Source organism: Hahella sp. NBU794 (assembly GCF_050749805.1).
Taxonomy (GTDB): domain Bacteria; phylum Pseudomonadota; class Gammaproteobacteria; order Pseudomonadales; family Oleiphilaceae; genus Hahella.
The window spans coordinates 6,741,037-6,767,268 of the sequence record NZ_CP192738.1; the positions used below are offsets into that span (position 1 = coordinate 6,741,037).

A 26,232-nucleotide genomic window follows, 5' to 3' on the forward strand; every position below is an offset into this window, starting at 1 on the left:
GGAAGTTATGCGACAGTATGGGAAATTTGTCAATTCAGACGAAACACCACCGGCACCACGATGGTTTCCCGATCGAGTCCATCCGCCGCCGCCAGACGCCAACCGGAGAGGGTTTTCAGCGCCTGATTGTCGAGCACGGTGTAGCCGCTCGAGCGCTTGATGGAGACTTTCACGGGATTGCCCAAGGCGTCCACCAACAGCTCCACCATGACGGTGCCCTGCCAGCCGCGCCGGGTGGCGAGGCCAGGATACTCAGGCTTCGGCGTATTGGCTTCGCCTAGCTGATATCTGGGCTCCGACGGCGCACTGACCGCCACAGGCGCAGAGACGGGCGCGGCGGCCACGGCTGGCGTCGGAACCGCCTGAGCGGGCTTGCTCACAGCGGGTGTGACCTGAGACTTCGCCGTTGCAGTTTGTGAAACAGGTTGCGCAACAGGTTTGTGCGCCGCCTGCGTTGGTTTAGGGGTTTTCTCTTTTACGACAGGTTTGTTTGCTGGAACCGGTTTGGGCTTGGGAGCGGGCGTCTCCACCGGCTTAAGCGCCACTTTGGGCTTCTGTGACACGGGTTCTGGCATGTCAGCGGGTTGAGGTTGCGGCGCTGACTTTAGAACTGGCTGCGGAGTCGGCTTCGGTTCCACAGGTTGAGATTGAGGTTGAGCCGGCGCTGCGGAAACTGGCGTTGGCGACGCCGGGGCCTGAATAGCCACGGTCATCGTGGTTGATTTCAACCGATCTCTAGTTGGCTGAGGGGAATTGAAATACAGCACCAACGCCAAATGCGCCGCCAGGGAGGCGACCAAGGCCATCCATAGTAATGGCGGGTATTTAGCGTTGCTGACGTCCGTGCTCACTTCAGACTCCAGGGCAACAGATAAGGCTGTTCCTCATGGCGCCCCCGCACCACCGAGACGCCGAACGCCTGCTGGATGCGCTCATCGCTCAAGACCTCGTTAGTGTCGCCCGCCACCAGGGTTCCATCCGGCATCGCCAGCATCGCTTGTCCGCAAAACCGCAGCGCCAGAGTCAGATCGTGCAGCACTACTACGCCGATTCGCCCACTTCCAGCCCAATCCTGCAAATGGCTCATCACCTGAATCTGGTGTTGAGGGTCCAGACCCGCCACCGGTTCATCCGCCATCAATACGGGAGCGTCAACCGCCAGCGCACGCGCCAGCATCACCCTGGCGCGCTCGCCGCCGGATAAGCGGGTGACGGTGCGCTGCGCCAAATGCGTGACATCCGCTTGCCGCATGGCGTTCTGAATCAGGGCCTGATCTTGCGCGCTTAATTTGCTGCGATGGGTTTGCGCTGGAAAGCGACCCAGACTGACCAGGGTTTCTACGCTCAAAGGCCAATGACAGTCGGTATCCTGATCCAGATAAGAGATATGCTGCGCGCGCTGTTTCGGCGCCATGTCACACAGATCCTGACCTTGCAACCGCATGGCGCCGGATAATTTGGGGATCAGGCCGACAATGGTTTTCAACAGAGTGGACTTGCCGGCGCCGTTGCTGCCCAGTATCGCCGTCAGTTGACCGGATGGAAGACGAAAACTGACATCGGATAGAACCGGAGCGCCGGGATAACCCACCTGCAATCCGCTTAGCTCCAGGCTCAGCGCGTCGCTCATACCAACGCCTCCGCTTTACGCAGGTGGCGCAGCAGCCACAGGAAAAACGGCCCGCCCAACAGCGCCGTAATGACGCCGACTCGCAACTCCGGTCCCGGCGGCAGACAGCGCACGGCGATATCGGTCAGCAACATCAGGCTCCCGCCCGCCAAGGCGCTGGGAAGCAGTAATCGACCGGGCCGCCACTCGGTAAACGGCCGCAGCATGTGAGGCACCACCAGCCCCACGAAACCAATGACGCCGCTCACCGCTACACTGGCGCCGACCGCCAACGCCACGCCCAGGCCCGCCACCCATTGCACTTTCTGCAGACGCACGCCCATGGAGCGGGCGGTGTTTTCCCCCAGTGACAGGACATCCAGGGAACGCGACACGCTGAATAGCAACGCCATCCCCAGCAGCGCAGGCGGCGCCGCCAAATAAAAGTGCTGCAGGGTGCGATGTTCGAATGACCCCATCAGCCAGAACAGAATGTCCTGCACCGCGAAAGGATTCGGAGCCATATTTAACGCCAGCGCCGTCAACGCTGAACTGAACGAATTAATCGCGGCTCCGGCGAGGATGATCATCACGATGCCTGCTTCCGATCCTACGATCATTACCAGCGCCAGCAGCCCCAGCATGGCGCCGATAATGCCCGCCACGGGCGTAAACAGGCCGCTGGCGGAAAAGCCGAAGTAGATGGCGCACACCGAACTCAGCGCCGCCGTGGAGGACACCCCCAGTACGCCAGCGTCCGCCAGCGGATTGCGCAACAGTCCCTGCAACACGGCGCCGGATAGCGCCAGTACGGTTCCGCATAACAGCGCCAATAGTGTCCGCGGCAGACGGATTTCCCATAGAATCAATTGGGTTTCCAGATCCCACCCCGGCCAGCTCACCCCGGTCACCCGGCCGGTGCACAGAGACAAACCGATCAAAAAGGCGAGCGACAGGCTCAGAATCAGGAGCAAACGGTTATAAGTCATCCGCAGTCTCCGACCCTGACGCTTTACGCTCTTGCGCCAATATGTGATCCGCTACCTTTTGGGCCGCCAGCGTCATGGCAGGCGTTCCGCAGGAGAGCCAGTCGGCCGGGATATACAGGGGCTCGAAACGGGAAGGACGGCGCTTCAATAAAGGGTGTTCCACCCAATTCGTCGCCAACGCTTCGCTGTCATAGCTGTTGCTGACCATCAGCAACAAATCCGGCCGCCAGCGCACCAGCGTCTCCAGATCCACTTGCCCCCAGCCCTGCACGCCCTGTTCGCTCGCCACGTTAATCACGCCGATGGCGTTCAGAAAGGCGTCCTGGAAATTGCCCTCGCCAGCGATCCAGCCATTGGCGTTCAGAATCAGCGCTCTGACTTGTTTATCCGCGATCTTCCCGTGAACCTGAGCGAAATAGGCTCTCAGCCCACTAACGATACTGGCCGCCTGCTCAGGTTTGCGCACCGCTTCACCCATCAGGCTCCAGCTTGACGCCAAATCATCGAGAGATTGCGGCAACGGAATCTCCACCCAACGCATATTGAACTTCCGCACCAGCGGCTTAAGCGAGGAAGCGCCATACTGGCCCGCCATCACGATATCCGGCCGAAGCTCCAGCACTTGCTCGATAAAACCAAAGTTGGCGGGAATGTCGCGCAAGGTCGGTGCAATTTCCAGCTCAGAGGGCTGATGGCTGAGCCAGGTGACTGACACCAGATTTTCCGGGGCGAGATACCCCATCATTTGGTCAACGCACTGATTGACCGACATGACCGTGGGCTCAGCGGCGCGCGCATCGCCCCCGTTGACGGAAAGTGTGAAAGTAAGCGCTGATAGCACTCCCAGGGCCCGAAAAGCCTTAACCAACATGCAGATGCCGCCTTGAATCGATGCGAGGTGCGAATCCGGCGTAAATTCCCCGTTTACGGTCGGATAAAACAGGCTCCGAATGGGAGTCGAACAATGGCAGGTCTCCTGGCTTGCGTTTCGTAGTCCTGTCCCGCCTTCCCGAACATGGAGACAATCTCCACCCAGTGGCCTTTGATAACGTCGCGATAAGGAGGGGCGGCGTTATCCGGGACGAACTCTTCGCTCACAGTTGCGGGGACAGCTCCGGCTGATCGGACGCGCATAAAGTCGCGCCCACCGGATTCCCATTTAATCCTGCTCTCATCGAAAATGATCGAACTTTGAGCAACTGGAACCATTGCGGCCCACATTATCGTGAATTGATCATTTTAAGTCCAGAAAGCCGCTGAGGGGCGCTGGACCTGCCTGCAAGATTGTGTCAGTTTTACGCTCCCGTAATTACTGACAAGAATAAGACTGTATGACCGACGCGCCCTTGTCCCGCCATGGACTCATTCTGAAACGTCTGCTGTTCCTCGTGTTCATGTATGCCGGACTGGCCTATGGCTTGAGCCTGTTGGAATATACCGTCTTCAATCTGACCGGCTGGTCGCCGGTGAGCATCGAACGCAGTGTCGAACTGCACAGCCGGGAAGAGGTGAAAAAAGAATTCGACCTTTGCGGCGGCCCGCTATTCGCCGCCAACGCCGTGGTCAGCGCCCAGGAAGGCGATCGTCTGCTCGCCCGCTGTGGACGCTTCTGGCCTTTCTATCGTTACACCATTGAAGCCACCGCCCACCCATTGCTGCCGGGCTCTTTTATCCTGTATCCGGACGAAGCGCCGGCGGCCGCTACGGCGCGAGAGAATTTCATCATCAATATGCAGGTGATCAACGGCGGCTTCGCCCTGGTAGCGCTGTTTGTGATTGGTTTGAGCTGTTTCGCAGGTTATCGCTTTCTTTTCAAGAAGGACGAAGAAGCCGGCTACAAGACCGCTTTTCACGGCTTTATCAGCAGCTTTCTGATGCTCGCCTGTTATAGCGGCGTCATGTTCTTCATTGATCCCACGTTCAGCTTCGGCTGGTAATCCCGCTTAGCCTGCGCGCAACCAGACGCCCAACTGGCGGATCGCGTCTTCCGCCTCCGCCGTCCAGGGCGCCGCGCAATTGAGCCGCAGGCAATGTCTGTACTTGTCGCCATCGCCGCTGAACAGAGTTCCCGGCGCAATGCTCACGCCAGCGGCCAGCGCCTTGCGATACAACGCGACCGTATCGCAGTCCTCCTCCAGCTCCACCCATAACACAAACCCTCCCGCTGGCTGCGATACTCGCACTCCAGTAGGAAAATGCCGCAGCACCGCCGTCGTCATACGCTCCACATGCACAGCGAACTCATGGCGCATACGTCGCAGATGGCGGTCGAAATCCGCCTGCGCCAGATAATGCGCCACCGCCATCTGCGGCAAGCTTGGGCAGGCCAGGGTGCTGGCGAATTTCAGGTAACCGACCCGCGTCCGCCAGCGCCCCGGCGCCATCCATCCCACCCGCAAACCGGGGGCGATTGATTTGGAAAACGACGAGCAATACAGCACGCCGCCGGCGCGATCATAACTCTTCGCCGCTCGCGGCCGCAGGCCGGAAAAGCCCAACTCGCCGTATATGTCATTTTCGATCAAGGGCACGCCCCGGATTTCCAGTAAGCGCACCAGTTGCTCCTTGCGCTCATCCGGCATCAGGCACCCCAGAGGGTTGCTAAAGTTGGGCATCGCCACGCAGGCTTTGACCGGCCATTGCTCCAACGCCAGTTGCAGCGCCTCCAGGCTGAGTCCGCTTTTCGGGTCGGCGGGAATTTCCAGCGCCTTTAATCCCAAGGCATCAATGACTTGCAGCAATCCAAAGTACGTTGGCGACTCCACCGCCACCACATCTCCCGGCTGTGTCACCGCCCTCAACGCCAGAGTCAGCGCTTCATGACAGCCATTGGTAATAAGAATGTCGTCCGGCTCCAGATCGCACCAAGCGTCCTTCATGCGTTGCGTAATGGCCTCGCGCAAACGCAACGCGCCAGGAGGAAAACTGTACGCTTCAATCTCTTCACTGGGCCCGCGCAACGCCGCTCGGAACGCTTTTTCCATCGCCGCCGCCGGCAAAAACTGCGTCGCCGGCGCCGCCATGGCGAAATTCATACCCTTAGGGGATTGGGTCGCCTGCACCAGACTCATGATAGTCTGCTGGGTGTCCACCAGGGTTGGCGCGCCTTCAAATCCGGTCACCTTGGGCAACGCCGCCTCCAGTTCGGCCAAACCATTCTGATTGCGACGGCGCACGTAATAACCGGATCGCGGCCGCGCCTCCACCCAACCCTGTCGCTCCAGCAGGCGTTGCGCCGCCATGATGGTGGACACGCTGACGCTGAAGTGCTCCACCAGATCACGGGTCCCTGGTATACGCTCTCCCACCGCGTACATGCCCTGACGGATGCGTCCCGCCACAGCGTCAGCTACTTCTTCATATCGCTTTTTGCTCATGCCGGTCGCCGCCTCATGCATACATAAATAAGTACAGTTCTTCATCGATATATCAGTACAGTGAGCGAAAATGAAAAACTGTATCGATATATATAAATTTTTCTTGGCCTATATCGCAATCCTTCGTCTGTTTATTGTTGATGTATTTCCCCATCAACCTGACCAAGCAGGAGAAAGACTATGCAAACCGCCGCCCCCACACCGTATTGCTGGCTGAACGGAGCCATCGTTCCCGCAGCGGAAGCCGCGATTTCCGTCTACGATCACGGCTTGCTCTATGGGGATGGCGTCTTTGAGGGACTGCGTTTCTATCAACGTAGGCCCTTTCGCATTGAGCGACATCTGCACCGTCTGCAGGACTCCGCCGCCGCGTTGGGAATCACCCTGCCTTATGACGCCGACGCTTTACGCGAAGGAATCAGCGCGTTGATAAGCCGTTATGACGGCGAGAGCGGTTATCTGCGTTTGGTGGTAACCCGCGGCCCGGGCAACCTGGGGTTGAATCCGCGTAACTGTGCGACGCCGAATGTGTTCATTCTGGCGGATCAGCTCAGCATGGCCTCCAGCGAGGCGCAGGAGAAGGGGCTCAAACTGATTATCGCCAGCGTACGCCGCACCGTCGGGGCGGGATTGGACCCCAGAGTGAAAAGCCTCAACTACCTGACCTCGATCCTGGCGCGCATGGAAGCCAATGTCGCCGGCGCCGATGAAGCCTTGTTGCTGAACGAACGCGGTCAGGTGGCGGAAGCCTCAGCGGAAAACCTGTTCATCGTCCGCCAGGGTCGCCTGCTGACGCCCCCCACCAGCGACGGCGCGCTGGCGGGAGTGACCCGCTCGGTAATCATTGAGCTGGCTCAGGCCAACAACATATCTGTCAGTGAGCGCACGCTCACTCCTTACGACCTGTATACGGCGGATGAATGCTTCCTGACCGGCAGCGGTGCAGGGCTCTTACCTGTCGCGGAGGTGGACGGACGTCCCCTCCGCACATCGCCCGGCGAGGTTCTGCAACGCCTGCGTCAGGCTTTTGCCGCCTTGATTACGCAGGAGTGCGGCGCTTAAATCACTCGCGCCCGTCAACGCATTCCGCGTTGGCGGGGTCGCTGTGGCAACGCACCTTCAGCATTAATTGCAGGGCTTTGGGGTCATAAGCGCCATCCTGCTTCAACGCAATACGCACTTCTTTGAGCATATCGTTAAACCCGGCGGCTTCCTCCTGATTGGGATGTATCCACACCTTCGCAGGTATTTCCGCTTCCGCCTTTCGCACCATCTCCATCAACTCATCAAAGCGGCCCTGGAAATGCTCCCGCGCTTTCTGGGAGAAATCCGCATTGAAGCGGTCTTTACGCACCAGCATCTGGTAGGTCATCTGCGCAAAACTATATGAATATACGCCACCATCCGGCTCTACGCCTTTATATAGCTCCAAAGGCTGATAGGCGATCGCGGGAGCGTAGGCGACATCAACGCTGCCGTTATTGAACTTACCGGCGAAGCTGGAGGGCGTCGCGCCCACGACGGAGCCGCCTACATGGCGCACCATGGTGACCGCAGCGGGATCATAATCGAAGGTGGCGATTTTCTTGCCCTGTATGGTCTGTACGCTGTTGACGCGGCGGTCCCGCACCAGCACATACACCGCGCCGGCGGGCAGCAGCCCGGCGACTTCAAAATCGCCACTGGTCATCAGCTTGGCGGCCTTCGGCTGCGCCAGCGTCTGCAGAATCGTCTTCAGCTCGCCGTATCCCGGAATCGCGCCCAGCGCCACCAGGGTTCCGGTGAAACGGTTGAAGTCCCGCGCCCTCACGTCAGTCAGCAATACGGCGTCGCATTGGCCAGCGCGAAAGTCGTCAGCCGCGATTTTTTCGTCGGTGTAGGCGTTCAATTCCAGATCATAGCCCCAGTTCAGGGCCTGAATACGGGTGGCTTTCATCAGGTTATACACAGGGCCGGCAGCCCCAAGAGGATCAAAAACACAATAGCTGCGTTGCTCAGCCGCTTGCGCGGTGAGTGCGGCGACGCCCAGGAATAGCCCCAGCAACGCACGACGAAGGCATGCTGTCATGGTGTGAATCTCCATTATTGTTATTGGTATTGAGGTTTTCCTTGTACAACAGTCGTCCCTGTCTGAGTCAGCCGAAATGGCCCATCCGCCGCGGCGTCATTGGGTTTCGAGTTCAGCCTGACTATCGCGAAATATATGACAAACTAACGCGTCTTAATGCCGCAGAGAGCACGTTTCCGCGATATTCAAGGAGAAGGAAAGATTCGCCCCAGTTTGGGGCAATATCCCGTGAGCCGTGTCAAAATTTACTTGTAAAACTGGCCCCAAGCCTTACTCCGCCCGGCTGAATGCATGATTTATGCGCTATCGCGGCTAGAACCACGCGGGCATTCGGGGTAATATGACCCTCCTTCGATGTAAGCCCGGACAACCAGCGGTAACGATCAGCTTTCCCTTTCAGCAATCATCACGAGTGACCACTTTTCCATGTTAAATTCCGATGCTTTAACCCAATTGAAACAGTTCAAACAAGACCTGCGTATCGCCAATAACCGTTTTGAAGGAACGGTGAAAGGCAGTCCGGGGCGTTTTGGGTTTGCTGTGTTGGATGACGGCAGAGAGTGCTTCCTGAACCCGGACGAAATGCAGAAAGTATTTCCGGGCGACCGAATTCTGGTGGAAGTCAGCCAGGACGACAAAGGCCGCGATGTCGCCAAAGTCGTGCAACACATGAGAAGTGAACTGAAGTATTTCGTTGGCCGTTATTTCACCCGTGGCCAAGGGCATTTCGTTGAACCCGACCTGATGGGCATGAACCGTTGGATTTTCATTCCGCCGAAGAAGCGCCAGCAAGCGCACGTCAACGACCTGGTTCTGTGCCGTGTTTTGCAGCATCCCTTCCCTGAAGGCAAACCACAGGCCGAGGTGGTGAAGATCATCGGCAAGCCAGGCGCATCCGGCCTGGAAGTTAATTACATGCTGGCCAAGTACAATCTGCAGGCGCACAACCGCGCCTCCATCAACGAAGCCGAGCTGCAGAAGCAAGTCGCCGCGGAGCTGGAAAAGCGTAAAGACCTGCGGGAAACGCCGTTCGTCACCATCGACGCCGCCAGCACCCAAGATATGGACGACGCCCTGTTCGCCACCGCCAAGCCTGAAGGAGGCTGGGAGCTGCTGGCAGCCATCGCCGACCCGTCCTCACTGATTCCGGAAGGCGGCGACATCGACAAATACGCGCAACGTCTGGGCAGCTCTTTCTACTTCGCCGACCGCACATTGCCTATGTTGCCAGCCAAACTGGCCAACCACTTCTGTTCACTGAAGTCCGGCGAAGATCGTCTGGCTCTGGTTTGCACAATGCAGATCGACGCTGATGGCGCCATTTCCTCTTACACCATCGAGGAAGCCTCTATTCGTTGCGCGGCCAATCTGGCTTATGAAGAAGTCGCCACCGCGTTAGCCTCCGGCGACGCCAGCGCTCATGCCCACGGCGCGACCTTGCAAGCCTTGAATGAGGTCAGAACGGCTCTGGCCAGCCATCGCCGCGAGCACGCGCTGGTGAATGAAGACCGCCCGGACTATCAGTTGGAGCTGGATGAGAACGGCAAGGTCAAGAACATCCATCGCAAGATCAACAGCGTCGCTCACTCCATCGTGGAGGAAGCGATGGTCGCATCCAATCGTTGTGCGGCGGACTTCCTGAAGCAAAATACCGAGCGTTCTCTGTACACTGCTCATAGCGGTTTCCGTCCTGAGCGTCTGGATCAAATCAAACAAATCGTCTCCGAGCAGATCTCCGACTACGATTGCAGCGACCTGCATACGTGGGAAGGCTTCAAAAAATTCATGGACTTCCTGGATGCGAATCCACCGGAAGTTCCCGTGAAGGCCATCGCCAACCGTTTGCTGGCGCGTGGCGCGCTGTCTGACCAGCCCTGCCCTCATTTCGGCATGGGTCTGCCTCACTACACCACCTTCACGTCCCCGATTCGCAAATACGTGGACCTGAGCATTCATCGCCAGATCAAAGGCGTACTGAAAAACCAGAAGCCACATACACTGAACGACAAAGCTATCCAGCAACTGCAGGAGTCTCTGCGCGCTGGTCGTAGCGCCGTGAACGAGTCTGAGACCTGGTTGAAGTGCGAATACGCGCAGACGCTGGTCGGCAAGACTTTCGATGGCGTGGTGCAGCACACGACTGGCTCTGGATTCCAGGCGCGTCTGGATGAGAATGGCATTGAAGGCATGGTGAACCTGGGCGCCTTGCAGGAGAAGTTCCGCTTCGACGGCACTTACTTCCAGCACACTGGCGAGCATCGCCAATTCCGCCTGGAGCAACCTGTGAAAGTCACCATCAGCGCGGTCGACATGGAGAAAAAACTGATTCAGATGGAGCTGGCGGAGCCTGCCCCGGTAGCGCAGCCCGTTAAGGCGGAAGAGCCGCAAGCGGAGCAATAATCGTACATCGCCGCAGCGCTAGCCGGCGCTGCGGCGATTCCCGCCTCACCTCATCAAAACAATGGCTTACCGGTACAGAGGATAAAACTTAAAGTCCTTTGGCCACTCTTCTCTCGGCTTAAACGCCAGCGCCACTTCCTGACCTTCCAGAGCGGACTCCGTAATCACCACATGGTCTGCAAAAGTTTTGGCTTTTTCGAACTGCTTTTCGTTGACCTTGCAGAGGGTTTTGTAGAAAGGGCCTGACAACCAATCTCTTACTTCAGCTGTATCCTGAAACTTCAAATAGGCGGCGAGAGACGCATGGGCCGCAGCCACCATGGCATACCCGGAAGGGATCGTGTCTTTAATCAGGATATACATTTTCATGGTAATCAGGATTCCGAGGCATTTTTCACGCCAAAACTGGTGAGGCCCGCCTCCGCCAGTTTGCGACGATAACGACTGCTTTTGGGAATATAGTGAAGTTGTTCGCGCAATGAATCGATGTAGGCGTCCGGGGCCAGATCCAGCGTGTTTTCCGCAATTTGTTCTATCCAGATGCGGGTTCCGGCAGCTTGCCAGGGATCATGGGCGCTTTGCACGATATGCAGCAGCTCCAGCGCGGGCAGCAACGAAACATCGCCCAGACCGGCGTCTGTCATGTCCACCAGCAACGACCGCAGCGTAATCTCCGCGTCGATATAGCGTTCTTTGCTGTAGTAGGCCCAGGCCAGACGCAAATTAAGGTTGTAGCTGATCCCATCGGTATATCCGGTGAAGGCCTTGGGACCGTATAGAAGAGATTCCAGACGCTTGATGGCGGCGTCGTTCAGGTCTTCATTCAGGTAGAACTCCAATAACCTCAATTCCACCGTGCGCTTGAAATCCACGGACTTGGAAGCCTTGATGCCCTGAATATAGGCGCGCTCCGCCTCCACCACCCGATGCAGTTCCGAAAGCGCATTGCCCTTCAACATATACAGTTGCGCCACACGCTGCTCATTACGACGGATATCGCTGTTGGCGAAGGCGCCGTCAATATTCTTCAGGGCTGATGTATAGTCGGACTGGAATAAATAACACTCCACCAGCAGCTCATAAATATCAGGGATCAACTCGCCGTTCTGGATGCGCTCTTTTTGATATAGCCGCAAAGCTTCCTGCAAATACGCGATTGATACGGACTCTTTATCATTGGTGTTCATGAACAAGGCCTGCGCCAACTGATAAAGGATCTTTATTTTTTCTTCCGGGCTGATGCCGTTTCTTTCCGTCTCTTTTAGCGCCAAGTCGTAATATTTCTCGGCCATGACCTCATCGCCGGAATAGAAATAGTAGTCCCCTGCGGCAATCAGCAGACTCAGACGTTCTCTGGGGTTCTTTGCATTGGCGATCTGTCCGTCCCAGTTCATGCCTTTCTTGGCCAGCCATGGGGCGACAATATCCTTCAGGGCGTCGCCATACCGGGTCTGCATCAGCGCCGCGGGCGCGCCAATGACCAAGGCCAGATAAAGCGTCATGCCAAACAGAAATTCCCAGGCGAATGGCGGCCTGTCCCGGAAACGCACCATCAGCGCCTTCACCTGCTGATAAGCCACTGCTTTACGCCAGGGCAGCTTTAGCGCTTTCACGCCCTCGTAGGCGGCGGCCAGCTGCTCGGGATACTCGCTTTCCTGTACGCGAGGGTGCGTGCGACGAATATGGGCGAACAGTCTTGCCTGACGCCACTGATTTGGCAAAAGAAACGCCCAAAACGCAGCAATCACCCCAAACACCGGCTCTTTGGACCACCAGGAAAACAGGGCGAACGCTAAGATACTGAGGCAGAAAAAGAAGATTTGCGCCGAAGGCCAGCGCCGAAACAAAAGCAGGTTCCAAAGCTGCCCGCCGTCCAAAGGTTGAATCGGCGCCAGATTTAAGTAGTTCAACACGATCAACATAAACGCCGCCGACGTCATCCAGCCTGGCGCGTCCGGCGGCATGTAAAAGCAAAGCGCAATCCCCAGGATGAGCCCTGGCGCTGGCCCCATTAAATCCACAATGACTTTTTGCCAGCTGGGAATACGTTCTTTTTCGCCCCGTGCGGCGGCGCCGAGAAAGGGAATGAAGAGTATCTGCAAGTCGCGATACCCACAGGCTTTCATCGCCAGCAAATGTCCCAACTCATGCAGAAACAATACGCCGATCAGGATCAGCAGGGAGAAGGCATCCAGTTTGAAGCCAAAGCTCAGGGCGAATACGCCCAATGAAACCAGTAGCAGTAGCGCTTTACCCAGCCATCCCGTGGCTTCCCCACTGGCCAGTATTGCGTCGTTACGCAGATGAGAAAGTACTTGGTAATCCAATGAAGATGCTGATGCTGATGCTGATGCTGGCGCGATTTTCGCCAACCGCGCAGAGCCTGCCTGAAGCGATTTCTGCATGCGCAATGCGCCTTTGAAAGTGAATTGCGCGCGCTGTGCATCCTTCGCAACCCGTTTCAAAACACCCTGCGCCAGCATATGGTTTATACAATCGTCAAAGTACGCGGCGCAGGATGCCGCGATGGCTTCCGGCGCCTTTTCCAATCGCTCGACGGAGATTTGCTCTAACCGGCGTAAGTGCGCGTTCCAGTGATCTGCAAGGTCGGCTACATAAGGGTCTTCTACATGGTAGTTGGCGACGTCCGACAGGATGAGATGTTTGTGTCCGTTTACCGTTTCGAAGGTTTCGCCATTACTAAAGAAAGTCAAAAAAGAGTACTGCGCCTCCCGCCCTGCGGATAAGTCCACATGGGGGCTCAGACAGGCATAGGTCCGCTGCTCAGGGTGGAACATGAAGCAGAGGAAGGTTTCCCTGTCATCGTTACGGGACGCTTCACGACCACGCAGCCAGCAAAAATCCACAAATCCAAGCTCCGATAACTCCTTGATCCCTTGAGCCAAAATACGCCGATAGGCCTCTTCCACCTCGCCTTCATTAGCGACAACGAGTGAGGTTTCCAGCCCCATTCTGAGCTTCAATATTTGAAAAATAGCGGACCCGCGCACCAGGATTTGGATAAAGATGACAAATAACAGGAAACCAAACAGATAGGACATTTACCGCAACCGCTACAAAAACTTCCAGTACGCTCTCAAGTCGGAAGGAGCCGCCAGCAACGCAGTCACCGCAACGTCTGGCCGATTAAAAATCGCGCAATTATACCCAAATTGACCGCTATTACACTTAAATTCCGTCAATCCGCGGACAAATGTCCAATTTGAGACCCAGGCTACATTCAGCGCCACGGATTATTGCCAGCTTTTCAGCCATGCTGCTATGGTTTCCAGGCCTTGCCGCGCTTGGCTGTGCGGCTGACGCGATTAACAATAAAGACAAGACCGACTCTCATAATCATAATCACAACAGGAGCTAGGGATGATCGTAAAAGGGCAGCAGCATTTCCCTTACACAGCAGCCACCGTTTTCAGCGCTTTTGGCGCTCCCCACCACATTGAAGAAAAGCAACGCTTTCTCGGTTCCCGCAACATAGATATCCGTCAGTGCGAACAGACTGACTCCGCACTGGACTTGAAGATAATTCGCGAGGTGCCCGCAGAGGCCCCGGCGATGCTGAGAAAATTCATTTCCGAATGGAACCGGGTGACTCAGGAAGAACACTGGCGTGAGAATGCCGGCGAATACCGCGCGCAGGTGAAGGTGGATATACAGGGCGTGCCTGTTTCCATCAACGGCGAAATGCGTTTGTACTCAGAAGGGGAAGGCAGTGTCCATGAGGTCACGCTGAACTTCGAGTGTCGCGTGCCACTGGTAGGCAAAAAGCTGGCGGAGTTCGTCGCCGCTAAGTCTCAGGAGACAATGCAGAACGAGTTCGCTTTTGTAGCGGATTATCTGCGCGCCAACCTCTAACGGATTGAAAAAAGAGGAGAAACAGGGAGGTTTCAGGCAGCCGGCCAACCCAAGGGCGGCCGGCGCCGGAGCGATGCAAAAAGAAGGTCTGTCAGGAATCGGCGTCGGACATCTGCTTCTGCAGATAGTTTTCCATGCCCACACGCTCCATCAGATCCAGCTGAGTCTCCAGCCAATCGACGTGCTCTTCTTCCGACTCCAAAATGTTTTCCAGAACCTCACGGCTGATGTAATCGCGCACTTGCTCGCAATAGGCGATTGCTTCACGCAAGTCTGGAATAGCTTTCAGTTCCAGCTTGAGGTCGCATTCCAGCATTTCTTTCGGGGTTTCGCCGATCATCAGCTTGCCCAGTTTTTGCAGGTTGGGAATGCCGTCCAGAAACAGAATCCGCTCGATCAATTGATCGGCGTGCTTCATTTCATCAATGGATTCTTCATATTCTTTCTTGCCCAGAGCCGTCAGGCCCCAGTTTTTATACATGCGCGCATGCAGAAAATACTGATTAATCGCAATCAGTTCATTAGCCAAAATCTGGTTAAGGTGTTCGATAACCTTCTTATCGCCCTTCATCACAGCGCTCCCGTCAGAATGATTCTCAATTGCAATAACCCCATAAAAACAAGGGGTTACCAACTCAACCCTTAAGGTTAGTTGTAACGGGAAGGAAAGTACAATCGAATTTTCAGGCGGCGGTCAGGGTAGGAATATCTGCTGCGTAAGCCAGTTGCTCCGCCATAGAGAGATCGTATTGAGATTTAGCCTCGTCAAATACTTCACGAGCGGCTTCCACACAGCGGGCGCAGTCTTTCGCCAATCCCAACGAACGCACTACATCACGCAGATGTTGAGCGCCTTTCGCGACTTCTTCGCGAATGGAGTGATCGGTAATTCCGTTGCAAAGACATACGTACATGAAAATCTCTCTCATTTATTAGCAGTCTGTGAAGAAAGTTAATGCTAATGAGAATGATTGTCAATAATGTTTTTAATAGTTTCTTTGCCGGACTGTAACCAAAATTTCCTGAGCTGTAGCGCAGTAAAATCGTTATAAAAAATTATTCCTGATTAATCATATGGATAGCATCCAACAGCGCGTCGCGCTTGGCTTCCGCCTCCTGTAACAGTTCGGGGGAGACGCCGCGGGCGCGGCCTTCGGCGATCAGGCGCTCCAATTCATCCGCCTTGTCCCGGGCGGCGGAGCGGAAGTTATTGAGCACCCGTTGATGCTGTTGCGCTTCCATGCGGGCATAGGCTTCATGATCCGCCAGGGTTTCCGCATCCGGCGTTTTTTCTGGCGTACGCCTAGTGATGGGAGGAGCGCGCCGATCTCCCTTTTCAATGGAAGCGGACAACGACGCCAGCGCCTCAATATCCGTAGGCAGCTCCGGGTATGCCTCTTCTTCATCTAATTGAAGGAGGGCGTCTTCCTGAGTGACGGTTTGCTTTGACGAGCCTGCTGGCTCCGCAGTCGTAGCCACATGTATAGGCGGAAACTCAGCCGTCGGAACCGCGACAAGACTGGATGAAAGCGGGACTGAGTCCTTGGGCGCGTCAGGGCTGATGAAAAAGAAAAGTCCCATCGCCATACAGACGGCGCAGGAGAACGCCGACAGGATCCAGCCACGTCGCCACGACTTCCGGTTCATACCTTACTTTGCAGACTGGCCTGACGACGCAGCTGATTGATCAGCTCACTATAGGCCGCCACCGCCTGCTGAATCGCCAGCACATCAGTGGCAAGATAGCGCACCGTCTCGCTGTCGGCGGGATAATAGTCGTACTCGCGTCCGCTCACTTGCAGAATCACCCAATCTCCCGCCGGAGAACGAATGACTTCACTGACGTCTCCCGGCGGGGTGGCGAAGGCCAATGACGCCAGCCAGTCCGTAGGTTTAACCGCATCCTTATGCAGCCAGCCTTCAGCGTCTAACGGCAAGTCGGCGGGATGGGATGGCGCTTTTAGATCCGCCCAGGACAGGCCGTTCATTAGCTGTTGGCGAGCGCGTCGCGCTGCGGCCTCATCGCCATATATCGCGCCGCGCGCCTTGATCTTCGCCAAAAAACGAAAGTCTTCCTGATGTCGCTGATAGTAACTGTTGATCTGCGCCGCGCTAACTTGCTCTCTGAACTTGATCAGCCCGGGATTATCGCCATGATTGCGTTTAATCACGCCCAATGCGTTGAGGATCTTGGGGTAAAAATAATGCGCCTCAATTGTCCGTCTCAGATCGTCAATGGCATCCTTCTCAACGCCGCCTTCGTGACTTAGCCACCATAAGCGCAGTTGATGTTGCTTCCAGGAAAGCATTTCCATACCCAAGAGTTTGACGTCGCCTTCCATCAGCGCCTTTTTACCCTGTATGGACTGTCCCTCGTATACTTCCAGCAATGTCAGCGTCACGTCTTGCTGGTCTGGAAACGCCATACGGGCAAGTACCAGAGAGGCGGCTTTGTCCCGTTGCGCCGGCGTCAGTTGGTAGCCCAGAATCGACTGGGCGGCGATCGTCGCCAGCGCCTCCCGCGCCTCTACGCCGGGTTTGGAGTACTGTCGCATCAATTCCGAAGCTGGCCACTTGGGATATAGCTTGGCCAACGTCCGATCCAACTGGCGGCGGATATGCCATCCATAGGCGTAGCCAATTTCAGTCCCCCGCCATTGCTCTTCAGGGAGTTCTCCTTGCGCCCAACGGTACATCAACAAGGCGTCGACCAACTCGTCAGCAAAGGTTTTGCGATCCATTTTGCGAAGCTGGCTCGCCTGCTGATGCAACGCATCAAATGCTTCGCGCGACAGGCTGGTGTCATCCACCGACAAGTAGACGGAAGCGGAGGCCCCGCCTGCGCACAGCAGGCAAAGGGCCAACGCCAGGACCTGGAATGTCCCGCGCATGATCAGAACCGGTTCATGGCGTGATTGAGAATGCGCACGGTCATAGCGATAGCGTGGGGCACCACGATTTTCGCCACGGCCAGCCGATCCGAGTGATCGGTGGAAGACAACACCACGCCGCCCATGGAGTAGGAAATTTCACCGCCCTTGGTCAACAAGGGACGGATTTCCGCAGAGTTGGCGCTTAATGTGGGGAAGTCCGCCAAGGCCTGCTCCACCAGGGCGTCATCGTTCAGGTTCTCCGAGTCGTAGTAATCACGCACCCAGGCCTCCCAGCCGGAATGGTTCAATGCGGAGGTGGTCCAGGTATGGTGCGGCTGCAATAAGTCCGTGGTGTGCAAGGTGAAGCCCAGCGTCTGAATCGTAGGCTGCGCCCAGAATGCGCTGTACCAGTATTGCCCCAGGTTATCGATGGGCTGAAAGGGAATGTTCTCAAAATCCTTGTACATGCTGTAGGTGGAGTAACTGCCTTGCCGATAGTTGGCCTCAGTGACCTGATAGCTCTTGTATTCAGAGTCCTCCGCCCCGAACCATCCAGTCTGACCGCCCGCGCCGTCATCCAGGTGGTCGCCTTTCAGCCAGGACGCCGCCATGTTATCGACATCCCCCTTCACGCTCAGCTTGGAATAGTCATAGCCCCCGATGTCGTTGCCATGCGCGTCCACGCCGCGAGTATGGTTCTGGAAGTGCCAGTAAGAGGTGTAGTTGACGATGCTGGAGCCCAGACCCCATACCGGCGCCAGCACACAATCGCCGGTCACCGCGCCGCACAAAAAGGTGTCTTCGAAGTCATCCACGTCGTAGGCGCCCTGACCAATCATATCCGCCATCTGGGTCACGCTGATTCCCGCTGCAGCGGCCACCGCTTCCAGTTTGGCGTAGCTGGTGATGTCAGGATGCGTCCGCATGAACTCGACAGCGTCGATAACGAAGCGCTTGTGGGTTTCCTGTTTGAAAGCCAGAGCAGGTTGAGCCCCGAGGGAAGCAAGGATAACGCCGGCCAAAATCAGATTTTTATTTCCCATGAACAGTCATCTCCTTATTTTTTATCGTGTTTGTGTAAGGAAACTCTAACTACTGCGTGTTACAGAAAGGTTGTAACGAAAAAGATGAGAGCGCCTTTTCGTAATCGCCCGTCATTCCTGGATTAATGGACCGACCCGCTTAACCAGGACGTTTTCTGCGGCATTCTCTGAACGCCGTTAGGAGAATAAAATATGATCAGGGTTACAATCACCCAAACAGGTGAACGCGATAGAAAATACGTATCGAAAAACCTAAGCCGCGCCAGCAACTGACTGGGTTCGTTAAGGGTTGAAATGAGGATGAAAAAAATAACTTGCAAAAAGGGGGTTGCCTTCTGAAAAGGCAGCGTCTATATTTTTCAGACCTGATTTCCAGGTCAAAAAGCATTCAAGATTTCTGACAACAGTCGAATTTAAAGTACGAATTTAGCAAACACATGAAGCAAGCCCTGATTCTAGTCGTCAACCTTATTATCGTCGCGGTGGTCGTCGTACCTTCGCGGGGGTTGGCGTTTACGAGTCGGAACTAGCAAAGTAAGACTTCGAAAAACCCCCGCTTCGCAAGAACCGGGGGTTTTTTTATGGCCCCAGCAGCAAGCGGCCACTGACGGGAACAGAGGATATGAACGGCGCACAATGTATTATCGAGAAGTTGACGAAGCACTCCGTTGACACCATTTTCGGGTATCCAGGGGGCTGCATCATGCCCCTGTATGACGCGCTCCTCGACGCCGATGTCAAACATGTCCTCTGCCGTCACGAACAAGCCGCCGCCCTCGCCGCCGACGGCTACGCCCGCGCCTCGGGCCGACTCGGCGTTTGTCTGGCCACCTCCGGTCCCGGCGCCACCAACCTGATCACTGGCGTGGCTAACGCTTACATGGACTCCATTCCCATGCTGGTTATCACCGGGCAAGTACCGCGCGCCCTAATCGGCACAGACGCCTTCCAGGAAAGCGATATCCTGGGCATGACCTTAGGCGTAGTAAAACACTCATACCTGGTGGAAGACGCCAACGACCTGCCGCGCATCATGGACGAGGCCGTTGCGCTGGCCATGTCCGGCCGCCCCGGCCCGGTATGGCTGGATATCCCCAAAGACGTATTGCTGGAAGAGCTGGACTCAACGCCAGCACCGGCCTCCCTGGCCACAGAAAGCAGCGGAAGCGACCTGACGGATTGGGACAATCCGTTGGGACAAGCCCGTAAAATGATCAAGGCCGCAAAACGTCCGCTGATTTATAGCGGCGGCGGCGTCATGCTCGCAAAAGCAGTGACCAGCTACCGCCATTTCGCGGACGCCACTGGTATTCCGCAAGTGGTGACTTTGAAAGGCGTCGGCAACCCCGGCAAGCGCCATCCTCTCAATCTGGGCATGCTGGGCATGCACGGCTCCCGCGCCGCCAACGAGGCGGTAGAGCAATGCGATTTGCTCATCGTTATCGGCGCCCGCTTTGACGACCGCGCGACAGGTAAACCCAGCGCCTTCGCCCCCAACGCGCGCATCATTCACATTGACTGCGACCACAGCGAAATAGGAAAAATCAAACGCGCCGACTGCGTACTCTTGGGCGACATGCGGGAAATTCTGCGCGGGCTGCGCCAGCCTCTGGAAATCGCGGAGTGGCGCGAGCAATGTATGGCGAGCAAGAGCCGTAACGGGTTCGCTTCCACTTCAAACGAGGATGATCCGGCGCCAATTCAGGGTCCTGACTTCATCGCCACCATGGACAAAGTAACGCCGCCTGAAGCCATCATAAGCTGCGACGTAGGACAGCATCAGATGTGGGTGGCGCAGTATTTCGACTTCAATCACCCGCGCCAGCATCTGTCCAGCGGCGGACTCGGGACCATGGGATACGGCCTTCCCGCCGCCATGGGAGCGCAATTCGCAAAACCTGGCGCGCCGGTTATCAACGTGTCCGGCGACGGCTCTTTCATGATGAATATGCAGGAGCTCGCCACCATCCAGCGTTATGGCCTGCCGATTAAGCTCATCATTCTGGACAACCAGCGCCTGGGCATGGTGCGCCAGCAACAGGAGCTGTTCTACGCCGGCCGCTACAGCGAGGTGGACCTCTCTGATAACCCGGACTTCAGCGCCATCGCCAAAGCCTTTGGCATTCCCGCCATGACCATCAGCAAGCGCTGCCAGATGCGTCGCAGTATCGAAACGCTGCTCGCCTACCCTGGACCAATGTTGCTGCACGTACACATTGAAGAAGAAACCAACGTATGGCCGATCGTTAAACCCGGCGAAGCGAACGCCAATATGCTGGAGAACACTCCGGCGCCCACTATCGCCAATCAGCAAAAAGGAAGAGCCGCATGACCTCCCCACGACATCCGCAAACTATTTTTGAATGCCAAATATCCAGTCAGCCTGGCGCTCTCGAACGCGTTATGCGAGTGGTGCGCGTACGCGGATTTCAAGTGGAGGACCTGCGACTGCAGCGACTGGCGGATGTCTATGAGGCGCAACTGATCGTTTCCGGTTCGCGTCCACCGGAAACGCTGCTGCGACAACTGCAAAAGCTATTGGATGTGAAAACGCTAAAGGCGCTCAATCACCCCACTCAGGCTTCAACGCCTGAATTGGCTTGCGCCTGAGGCGTCCCGCCAGGCGATGGGTGGAGTTTCCCGCTCCCCCATCGCCGCGGCGTCCCGCCGCTCCTTCCCTTATGGGCTTAATGCCCGCGATCAGCGATGTAGTCCGTGATCGCCGCGTAGAACTCCATTTCATCGAAGGTGTCAGGACCAACGCCAATAACGTCGATATGATCCTGATTCAACACGTAAGCGAGAGACGTGGATTGCAATTCGCTGGGTCGGTTCAGGTCGCTGACATAGCCAAACGCCGGCTGCGCGTAGATGGAATCAAGCGATCCCCAACGCTCGTAATATTGCAACCGCTCCCCTTGTTGCTGGGAGTTGATGCCGACCAGGCCATCGTCGTCCCGTTGATTGGCGTCGCCATCACCCTGCCCGGCGGCGCCGTCGTGATTACAATCGTCCAGGCAGTAACCGTTACCATCTATATTGAACAGGCCCTCTGACACCAGCCATAACGCCGGGTTCACGTTGAGTCCGCTTTGCGCCGTCATCACCGACGCCGCATGTTCGATATAGGCGCCGCTGGCGGGATAGTTCTGGTTGAACGCCTTCATGCCAGTGGTGACGCCGTCCGCTTCATAATCGTCATACACCAGCTGCTTGGCGCCCGCCACCGCGTCGTTGCCGGTGGCGTAAACGACATTACCGTAGAAATTGGCCAGCACTTCTACGATGGAGTCGCGGAAATTGTCGAGTATAAATTTGGCGACGGGAGACCCCCTGTGTGGAGAGGAAACGCTGACGTGCGTCTTCACTACCCGATAGCCTTTACGTTCGTATAGCACGCGCGCCGCCTTACGGCTGTCTACCCCACCTTGGGAATGAGACACCAGATTGACGTAACGATTACCAGTGGTGGCCATGTAGCTTTCGATGTTATCCGCGAGTTGCTTGCCGCGAACTTCGGAGCTATGGAAAGGCTGTACGGCGGAAACGTAGCTTTGTTGATTATCGTTGATGTCGCCGTTGCACGCGATTTCAAGGAATTTATCGCAGGGATCGAGCACATAAGTGCCGAAATCGTCGCCCCAGTAATCCAGTCCCAGGATATTGTTGAACCCGGCCATGCCGTGAGCGAAGACGATGGGGTACTTGGTTTTGTCTGCGTCCCGGGCCTGAGCGACCGGCGCGCAGACCAACGAAGCACAGACAAGCGCCGCCGGAACGGCCTTGAGCATTGGTTTCATGTTTTCAGTCCTCATTTTGTTTTTGTTGTAACGAGGTAATACGACTCTTTTGATCGTAATTCGGTTTTTTATTTTTGTTCTACGCCGGCGCCGATACAGGTTACGTGGAGGAACTCCGCTCAGCGTCATAAGAGTAAACCATAATATGAAGGGCAGTTCAGTTGTACTATCCCCCGAATGTGTGATGGCGCCGACAATTTTTCCCATTAAAACTTAACCCGCAATTGTTGCGGCGCCTTCAGGCTTGCATTCGCTCTGACTAAACAATAACAATCCCAGGCATGACAAAAATAACAAACGCTACTTCACGTCGAAGCGCAGTCCTGATAAGCGGCTGCCTCGCTTTAACTCTGATATCCGCCGTCGTGTTTTGGCATGATCGGCATTCCAGCGACGCCGCGACACAGCAAACATCGCCTGCGCCAACCTCTGCTTTGACGACAGCGTCGCAATCCACGTCCACCGTTCAGACTGCAACGCCGTCCCAGGACGCCCTCGCCCAACGCAATCTGGAAGAAGAGGAACTGATTGGATATTTACAACGCACCTTCGGGGCGCATATCCAACATCCGAAAGTTCAGGTCCAGGTGCTGGAAAAGCTCATGCGTTTCGTACAAAGCCGCTATCCGGAAAACTGGCGAGAACAACTGGCCATTCTGATCGGCGCCGCCTTTCCTGACCTGCAGGATGCGTTGATGCAGACCTTCGTCGCTCTGGAAACCTATACCGAGTGGATGAACACGGAACGCTATGCTCTGATGTCCCTGAGCGACGCGGAAAAGCGCACTCGCCTCTGGCAAAAACGTGAGGCGCTGTTTGGCGAACAAGCCTACGAGATCTGGAAAGATCAGTGGCAGGCCGAACAGTTTCAAGATCGCCTGGCCGACCTGGAACAGTCCTCCGCTCCTGTGGAAGAGAAAATTGCGCAATATAAACAACAAATCCTGGCCAGCTTCCCCGAAAAAGCCGAACACCTCATCAACAATAAGAAGCAGGAGTTGACCGATCGCTTTCTGAGTCTCTCCTCTGTGCAGGAACAATTGCGGACCATGCCCCCGGAACAGCGCTATTCGCAGCTACGCCATTTACGTGAAGAACTGGGAATGGATGAGGCGGCGCTGAGCCGTTGGGGGGATCTGGATAAAACCCGGGACGAACGGAGAGCGAACGGCGACGCCTATATGGCGCAACGGCAGGCGCTGACAGAGGGTGACGCGCAGAACGCCGCGCGTATTCAGGCGCTGCAGCAGAAATATTTTGGCGACGAAGCGGATATCATCGCCGCCGAAGAAGCCAGCGGTTACTTTCGTTTCGAGAGCTCACAACAATACGGAATCAATTGAGGGTCACCAATCAATCTGATTGGTTTTGCGGCCGACTTCCTTGGCTTTCTCCGACCATTCGATCCAGGCGTCGGATTCCTGCATCTGCTGTAGATAGGGGTCAATGTAAGGTTTGAGATAACGATACCCGTGCCCCCAGAAGTATTCTTCCGCCGCGACGCCAATCACCAGCATGAAGAAAATCAGCCGTCCCCAGCGAATCGGCGGGCGATAGCGACGTTCTTTCTTGGCGACCTGAGACACATGCTTTTTGATCGCTTCCGTCTGCTTGGCCGCCGTTTGCGCACGCAGGTTTTTCAAGACCCCGCGAATATCCGCCATGGCCACTTCCAGCGAGGGATAGCGTTTATCCGGGCGTGTCTCCAACAGCCGAGTAATCAGCTCTTGCAGCCGGTTATGAAGCTCGGTAAATCTTTTACTGCGCACCAGACGTTGTCCGCGAATCACCGGTGGTTGTCCGGTCAGCGCGTGATAGCAGATAGCGCCCAGCGCGAACATGTCGCCGAGAATGCCCTTGGCGTCGGCATTTTCATACCAGTTCGGCTCGTCTGAATCAGTATAGTGCGCGCGCAAGCCGAAATCCGTGAGTTTGATGGAGCCCTCTTCATCCAGCAACAGGTTACTGGGACGCAAATTGCCATGCACAATCCGGTTGCGATGGGCGAACGCCAGCCCCTCCGCAATTTGCTCCGCCCACTCCACCACTTTCACCGCAGGCAGCGGGGCCAGCATTTGTTCGGCCATAGAGCCGCCAGGGAGATACTCCGTCACGATAACGTAACCCTTATCCCCCTTCGACACTGCAAGGATCTTGCAGATATTGGGATGACTGAGCCGCGCCAGCAGCTTGTGCTCCTTGATCCCCGGCGTGTCGGCGGGCAACTTCTTCATGATCAGCAGCTTCTGTTTACCCTGATCTTCATATAAATAGACGGAGCTATGACGATCTTCCTTCAGCACGTCCAACAGGGAAAACTTGGACTCTATCGCCTCGCTGTTGGATAGCGCCCGCTCCTTCTGGGCCTTGCTGAGATGGCCGCCTTGCAGAATATGCAGCAACCCGTTTTTCACCTCGTCTGCGGAGGCCGGCCGCTCCGCCGGGTCTTTTTCCAGACAGCGCATGATCAGCGAGTTCAAGGCCGGCGCCATCTCCGGCTCAAATTTGCGCGGCGGAGGGATTTCTCCTTGCGGACAGACTCCCGTGAACAACTCATACATGAGGATGCCCAGCGCATAGATATCGCTCTGCACTGAGGCGGCGTCCGCCGACTTGTGCTGTTCCGGCGCCATATAGGCGGACGTGCCCATAATGTTGCTGGTTTCAGTATGCAGGGTCTTTTGTTTGCTGGACGAGTCGTAGAAATGCGCGATGCCAAAATCCAGCACCCGCGCCTGCCAATCATTGTCGATGAGGATATTGGAAGGCTTGATGTCGCGGTGGATCACGCCGTTCTTATGTGCATACGCCAACGCCTTGCACAACTGCACCAGCACATCCATTTTGCGGGAAAAGTCGAGCTTGCCGCGGTTGATGGCGTCCTCAAGGGTCATGCCTTCCACATACTCCATGACGAAATAAGGGCGCCCTTTGCCGGTAACGCCCTTATCGATGACATGAATGATGTGGGGGTGATTCAGTTGCGCGATGATGAGAGATTCTTTTTCGAAACGCTCCAGAATCTCAGGGTGATCTTTCAGGTTGGCGGACAGTATTTTAATGGCGACAGGACGTTGCAGCGACTCCTGCAGGGCTTTGTATACAGTCGCCATGCCGCCCTCGCCCAGCTTGCTGAGAACTTTGTATCCCTGCCACGCCATGTAGTTATCTTTTCCGAATTAGATGCATTAGTCCGTCGCCGAATCTCTCCAAAGCGTTAAAGAGCGAACGCCAGCGCCAAAAACAGTATTGCGGCCAGTATGCCGCCTAAAGCCATGTAACGCCAAGGCCGTCCCGATGCGGATTGTGATGCGTTCGACTCGGCGAAAGGCGGCATGGGTCGGGTTTTTTCACCGGACAAATCGCGCTTGGGAGCAGCGTTGCTATGGGGCGCGCCGTCTTTATCGGTCACCACCAGCACGGTAACGTTGTCATCAGCGCCATTAGTGAGAGCAATTTCCACCAGCTCATCGGCTTTACTCTGCGAGTTACCGCGACGCGCCAACACTTCCTGTATCTGCTCTTCGGGCACCACGCCATGCAGTCCATCACTGCACATCAACCAGACATCCCCCGCCTGACGGGGCACGCGATAGGCGTCCACATGCAGCCCACCCTCACCCGCAGCACCCACCGCCTGGGTGAGCACATGGCGAATGCGCGCCGCTTCTTCTTCAGATAGTCCGGTGCTGCGTTGTGCGACAGAATGATCTTCCGTCATCTGCATGACGAGGTCGTCCCGCAACAGATACACGCGGCTGTCGCCCACCCAAGCGACTTCCATTTCATCGGAATGCGCATGCAACGCCGCAACGGTGGACGCCGCGTAGCCGCGCTCGCCACTGATGTCGTCGCCTAACAAGGATTGATGAGCGAGCAGAATAGCCTGCTCCAATGGATGTCCGGCGTGCACCGCTCTTTGCATGGACTGGCACACGCTCGCGCTGGCGACTTCCCCACTGTCGCCCCCTCCAACGCCGTCGGCGACGGCATAGAGACTTGTCGATTCGTCTACTAATCCATTATCCTGATTTTGCTGCCGCCGGCCGGTATGAGTTGCGAAACCTACTTGCATTAAAAGATTTCCAAGTCCCTGATTCATGGGGATTAAAAAAGTATATTTCTTTAGTATAGATGGGTTTTCAGTTTAGTTTCCTTGACTATACTCTAAAGTGTTAAAGCGCCTTCTGACCGGCAGAA

At 56.1% G+C, this 26,232-nt stretch carries 23 protein-coding genes and 1 riboswitch; of the genes, 7 read left to right on the forward strand and 16 right to left on the reverse strand.

The genetic code is table 11. From position 1 onward, the window contains the following. Positions 1-29: 29 nt before the first annotated feature. From ACQYWX_RS29730 to ACQYWX_RS29745, 4 genes are read right to left on the reverse strand one after another with little or no spacing between them, the layout of a single operon-like run. Entirely contained in the window at positions 30-851 is an 822-nt protein-coding gene (locus tag ACQYWX_RS29730; RefSeq protein WP_431687321.1) for an energy transducer TonB, read from the reverse strand. After that, complete coding sequence (locus tag ACQYWX_RS29735; protein WP_279500965.1) at positions 848-1,630, reverse strand: ABC transporter ATP-binding protein; 783 nt, start codon at positions 1,628-1,630, stop codon at positions 848-850. Before ACQYWX_RS29735 ends, ACQYWX_RS29730 begins: the two co-directional genes overlap by 4 nt. Then, the gene (locus ACQYWX_RS29740) at positions 1,627-2,598 is read right to left on the reverse strand and encodes a FecCD family ABC transporter permease (RefSeq protein WP_431687322.1); all 972 of its coding nucleotides are present in this window, start codon (positions 2,596-2,598) and stop codon (positions 1,627-1,629) included. Before ACQYWX_RS29740 ends, ACQYWX_RS29735 begins: the two co-directional genes overlap by 4 nt. Beyond that, entirely contained in the window at positions 2,588-3,469 is an 882-nt protein-coding gene (locus ACQYWX_RS29745) for an ABC transporter substrate-binding protein (protein WP_431687323.1), read from the reverse strand. Before ACQYWX_RS29745 ends, ACQYWX_RS29740 begins: the two co-directional genes overlap by 11 nt. A gap of 78 nt (positions 3,470-3,547) precedes the next feature. Further along, positions 3,548-3,823: riboswitch (cobalamin riboswitch) on the reverse strand. Between the two features lie 106 nt (positions 3,824-3,929). On the opposite strand from ACQYWX_RS29745, the gene ACQYWX_RS29750 reads away from it, so the two are divergent. Then, a complete protein-coding gene (locus tag ACQYWX_RS29750; RefSeq protein WP_431687324.1) occupies positions 3,930-4,535 on the forward strand; it encodes a hypothetical protein in 606 nt (201 codons plus the stop codon). 6 nt (positions 4,536-4,541) lie between these two features. Here ACQYWX_RS29750 and ACQYWX_RS29755 read toward each other — a convergent pair whose 3' ends face one another. Beyond that, complete coding sequence (locus ACQYWX_RS29755; protein WP_431687325.1) at positions 4,542-5,975, reverse strand: PLP-dependent aminotransferase family protein; 1,434 nt, start codon at positions 5,973-5,975, stop codon at positions 4,542-4,544. A 180-nt stretch (positions 5,976-6,155) separates the two neighbouring features. Between ACQYWX_RS29755 and ilvE the strand changes: the two genes are divergently transcribed. Next, entirely contained in the window at positions 6,156-7,037 is an 882-nt protein-coding gene (gene ilvE / locus ACQYWX_RS29760; protein ID WP_431687326.1) for a branched-chain-amino-acid transaminase, read from the forward strand. Position 7,038: 1 nt separating this feature from the next. On the opposite strand, the gene ACQYWX_RS29765 is transcribed toward ilvE, so the two are convergent. Further along, entirely contained in the window at positions 7,039-8,043 is a 1,005-nt protein-coding gene (locus ACQYWX_RS29765) for a putative solute-binding protein (protein WP_431687327.1), read from the reverse strand. Positions 8,044-8,469: 426 nt separating this feature from the next. Here ACQYWX_RS29765 and ACQYWX_RS29770 point away from each other — a divergent pair, with 426 nt between their 5' ends. Further along, positions 8,470-10,443: a ribonuclease R family protein gene (locus ACQYWX_RS29770; RefSeq protein ID WP_431687328.1), complete on the forward strand. Its 1,974-nt coding sequence runs from the start codon at positions 8,470-8,472 to the stop codon at positions 10,441-10,443. A 66-nt stretch (positions 10,444-10,509) separates the two neighbouring features. Here the strand turns inward: ACQYWX_RS29770 and ACQYWX_RS29775 are convergent, their stop codons facing one another. Beyond that, a complete protein-coding gene (locus tag ACQYWX_RS29775) occupies positions 10,510-10,812 on the reverse strand; it encodes a hypothetical protein (RefSeq protein ID WP_431687329.1) in 303 nt (100 codons plus the stop codon). A gap of 5 nt (positions 10,813-10,817) precedes the next feature. Next, positions 10,818-13,505 (reverse strand): site-2 protease family protein, encoded by a 2,688-nt coding sequence (locus ACQYWX_RS29780; RefSeq protein WP_431687330.1) that lies wholly within the window; start codon positions 13,503-13,505, stop codon positions 10,818-10,820. Between the two features lie 319 nt (positions 13,506-13,824). Between ACQYWX_RS29780 and ACQYWX_RS29785 the strand changes: the two genes are divergently transcribed. Then, complete coding sequence (locus tag ACQYWX_RS29785) at positions 13,825-14,316, forward strand: DUF2505 domain-containing protein (protein ID WP_216735928.1); 492 nt, start codon at positions 13,825-13,827, stop codon at positions 14,314-14,316. A gap of 91 nt (positions 14,317-14,407) precedes the next feature. Here ACQYWX_RS29785 and bfr read toward each other — a convergent pair whose 3' ends face one another. The 5 genes from bfr to ACQYWX_RS29810 form a co-directional block, all read right to left on the reverse strand. Beyond that, positions 14,408-14,887, reverse strand: a complete 480-nt coding sequence (gene bfr, locus ACQYWX_RS29790; protein WP_011400513.1) for a bacterioferritin — start codon at positions 14,885-14,887, stop codon at positions 14,408-14,410. 112 nt (positions 14,888-14,999) lie between these two features. Continuing rightward, a complete protein-coding gene (locus ACQYWX_RS29795; protein WP_241566926.1) occupies positions 15,000-15,230 on the reverse strand; it encodes a (2Fe-2S)-binding protein in 231 nt (76 codons plus the stop codon). Positions 15,231-15,372: 142 nt separating this feature from the next. Beyond that, a complete protein-coding gene (locus ACQYWX_RS29800; protein ID WP_431687331.1) occupies positions 15,373-15,963 on the reverse strand; it encodes a hypothetical protein in 591 nt (196 codons plus the stop codon). After that, positions 15,960-17,207, reverse strand: a complete 1,248-nt coding sequence (locus ACQYWX_RS29805) for a peptidyl-prolyl cis-trans isomerase (protein WP_431687332.1) — start codon at positions 17,205-17,207, stop codon at positions 15,960-15,962. Before ACQYWX_RS29805 ends, ACQYWX_RS29800 begins: the two co-directional genes overlap by 4 nt. A 2-nt stretch (positions 17,208-17,209) precedes the next feature. Next, entirely contained in the window at positions 17,210-18,232 is a 1,023-nt protein-coding gene (locus tag ACQYWX_RS29810; protein ID WP_431687333.1) for a phospholipase, read from the reverse strand. A gap of 622 nt (positions 18,233-18,854) precedes the next feature. Here ACQYWX_RS29810 and ilvG point away from each other — a divergent pair. Both ilvG and ACQYWX_RS29820 read left to right on the forward strand, forming a co-directional pair. Continuing rightward, complete coding sequence (gene ilvG / locus ACQYWX_RS29815; protein ID WP_431687334.1) at positions 18,855-20,564, forward strand: acetolactate synthase 2 catalytic subunit; 1,710 nt, start codon at positions 18,855-18,857, stop codon at positions 20,562-20,564. Beyond that, on the forward strand, positions 20,561-20,842 hold the full coding sequence (locus ACQYWX_RS29820; protein ID WP_431687335.1) for an ACT domain-containing protein: 282 nt from the start codon (positions 20,561-20,563) through the stop codon (positions 20,840-20,842). The genes ilvG and ACQYWX_RS29820 overlap by 4 nt, the downstream gene beginning before the upstream one ends. Positions 20,843-20,919: 77 nt before the next feature. Here ACQYWX_RS29820 and ACQYWX_RS29825 read toward each other — a convergent pair whose 3' ends face one another. Continuing rightward, positions 20,920-22,032, reverse strand: a complete 1,113-nt coding sequence (locus ACQYWX_RS29825) for an esterase/lipase family protein (RefSeq protein WP_431687336.1) — start codon at positions 22,030-22,032, stop codon at positions 20,920-20,922. Between the two features lie 365 nt (positions 22,033-22,397). Between ACQYWX_RS29825 and ACQYWX_RS29830 the strand changes: the two genes are divergently transcribed. Further along, complete coding sequence (locus tag ACQYWX_RS29830) at positions 22,398-23,375, forward strand: hypothetical protein (protein WP_431687337.1); 978 nt, start codon at positions 22,398-22,400, stop codon at positions 23,373-23,375. A 3-nt stretch (positions 23,376-23,378) separates the two neighbouring features. Here the strand turns inward: ACQYWX_RS29830 and ACQYWX_RS29835 are convergent, their stop codons facing one another. Both ACQYWX_RS29835 and ACQYWX_RS29840 read right to left on the reverse strand, forming a co-directional pair. Further along, a complete protein-coding gene (locus ACQYWX_RS29835; protein ID WP_216736579.1) occupies positions 23,379-25,193 on the reverse strand; it encodes a protein kinase domain-containing protein in 1,815 nt (604 codons plus the stop codon). Between the two features lie 56 nt (positions 25,194-25,249). Beyond that, on the reverse strand, positions 25,250-26,107 hold the full coding sequence (locus ACQYWX_RS29840) for a PP2C family protein-serine/threonine phosphatase (RefSeq protein ID WP_431687338.1): 858 nt from the start codon (positions 26,105-26,107) through the stop codon (positions 25,250-25,252). Positions 26,108-26,232: the final 125 nt, after the last annotated feature.

Coding starts and splice junctions, on each gene's coding strand:
- ACQYWX_RS29735 (WP_279500965.1), bottom strand. CDS start 1,630: ATGAGCGACGCGCTGAGCCTGGAGCTAAGCGGATTGCAGGTGGGTTAT.
- ACQYWX_RS29740 (WP_431687322.1), bottom strand. CDS start 2,598: ATGACTTATAACCGTTTGCTCCTGATTCTGAGCCTGTCGCTCGCCTTT.
- ACQYWX_RS29745 (WP_431687323.1), bottom strand. CDS start 3,469: ATGTTGGTTAAGGCTTTTCGGGCCCTGGGAGTGCTATCAGCGCTTACT.
- ACQYWX_RS29750 (WP_431687324.1), top strand. CDS start 3,930: ATGACCGACGCGCCCTTGTCCCGCCATGGACTCATTCTGAAACGTCTG.
- ACQYWX_RS29755 (WP_431687325.1), bottom strand. CDS start 5,975: ATGAGCAAAAAGCGATATGAAGAAGTAGCTGACGCTGTGGCGGGACGC.
- ilvE (WP_431687326.1), top strand. CDS start 6,156: ATGCAAACCGCCGCCCCCACACCGTATTGCTGGCTGAACGGAGCCATC.
- ACQYWX_RS29765 (WP_431687327.1), bottom strand. CDS start 8,043: ATGACAGCATGCCTTCGTCGTGCGTTGCTGGGGCTATTCCTGGGCGTC.
- ACQYWX_RS29770 (WP_431687328.1), top strand. CDS start 8,470: ATGTTAAATTCCGATGCTTTAACCCAATTGAAACAGTTCAAACAAGAC.
- ACQYWX_RS29775 (WP_431687329.1), bottom strand. CDS start 10,812: ATGAAAATGTATATCCTGATTAAAGACACGATCCCTTCCGGGTATGCC.
- ACQYWX_RS29780 (WP_431687330.1), bottom strand. CDS start 13,505: ATGTCCTATCTGTTTGGTTTCCTGTTATTTGTCATCTTTATCCAAATC.
- ACQYWX_RS29785 (WP_216735928.1), top strand. CDS start 13,825: ATGATCGTAAAAGGGCAGCAGCATTTCCCTTACACAGCAGCCACCGTT.
- bfr (WP_011400513.1), bottom strand. CDS start 14,887: ATGAAGGGCGATAAGAAGGTTATCGAACACCTTAACCAGATTTTGGCT.
- ACQYWX_RS29795 (WP_241566926.1), bottom strand. CDS start 15,230: ATGTACGTATGTCTTTGCAACGGAATTACCGATCACTCCATTCGCGAA.
- ACQYWX_RS29800 (WP_431687331.1), bottom strand. CDS start 15,963: ATGAACCGGAAGTCGTGGCGACGTGGCTGGATCCTGTCGGCGTTCTCC.
- ACQYWX_RS29805 (WP_431687332.1), bottom strand. CDS start 17,207: ATGCGCGGGACATTCCAGGTCCTGGCGTTGGCCCTTTGCCTGCTGTGC.
- ACQYWX_RS29810 (WP_431687333.1), bottom strand. CDS start 18,232: ATGGGAAATAAAAATCTGATTTTGGCCGGCGTTATCCTTGCTTCCCTC.
- ilvG (WP_431687334.1), top strand. CDS start 18,855: ATGAACGGCGCACAATGTATTATCGAGAAGTTGACGAAGCACTCCGTT.
- ACQYWX_RS29820 (WP_431687335.1), top strand. CDS start 20,561: ATGACCTCCCCACGACATCCGCAAACTATTTTTGAATGCCAAATATCC.
- ACQYWX_RS29825 (WP_431687336.1), bottom strand. CDS start 22,032: ATGAAACCAATGCTCAAGGCCGTTCCGGCGGCGCTTGTCTGTGCTTCG.
- ACQYWX_RS29835 (WP_216736579.1), bottom strand. CDS start 25,193: ATGGCGTGGCAGGGATACAAAGTTCTCAGCAAGCTGGGCGAGGGCGGC.
- ACQYWX_RS29840 (WP_431687338.1), bottom strand. CDS start 26,107: ATGCAAGTAGGTTTCGCAACTCATACCGGCCGGCGGCAGCAAAATCAG.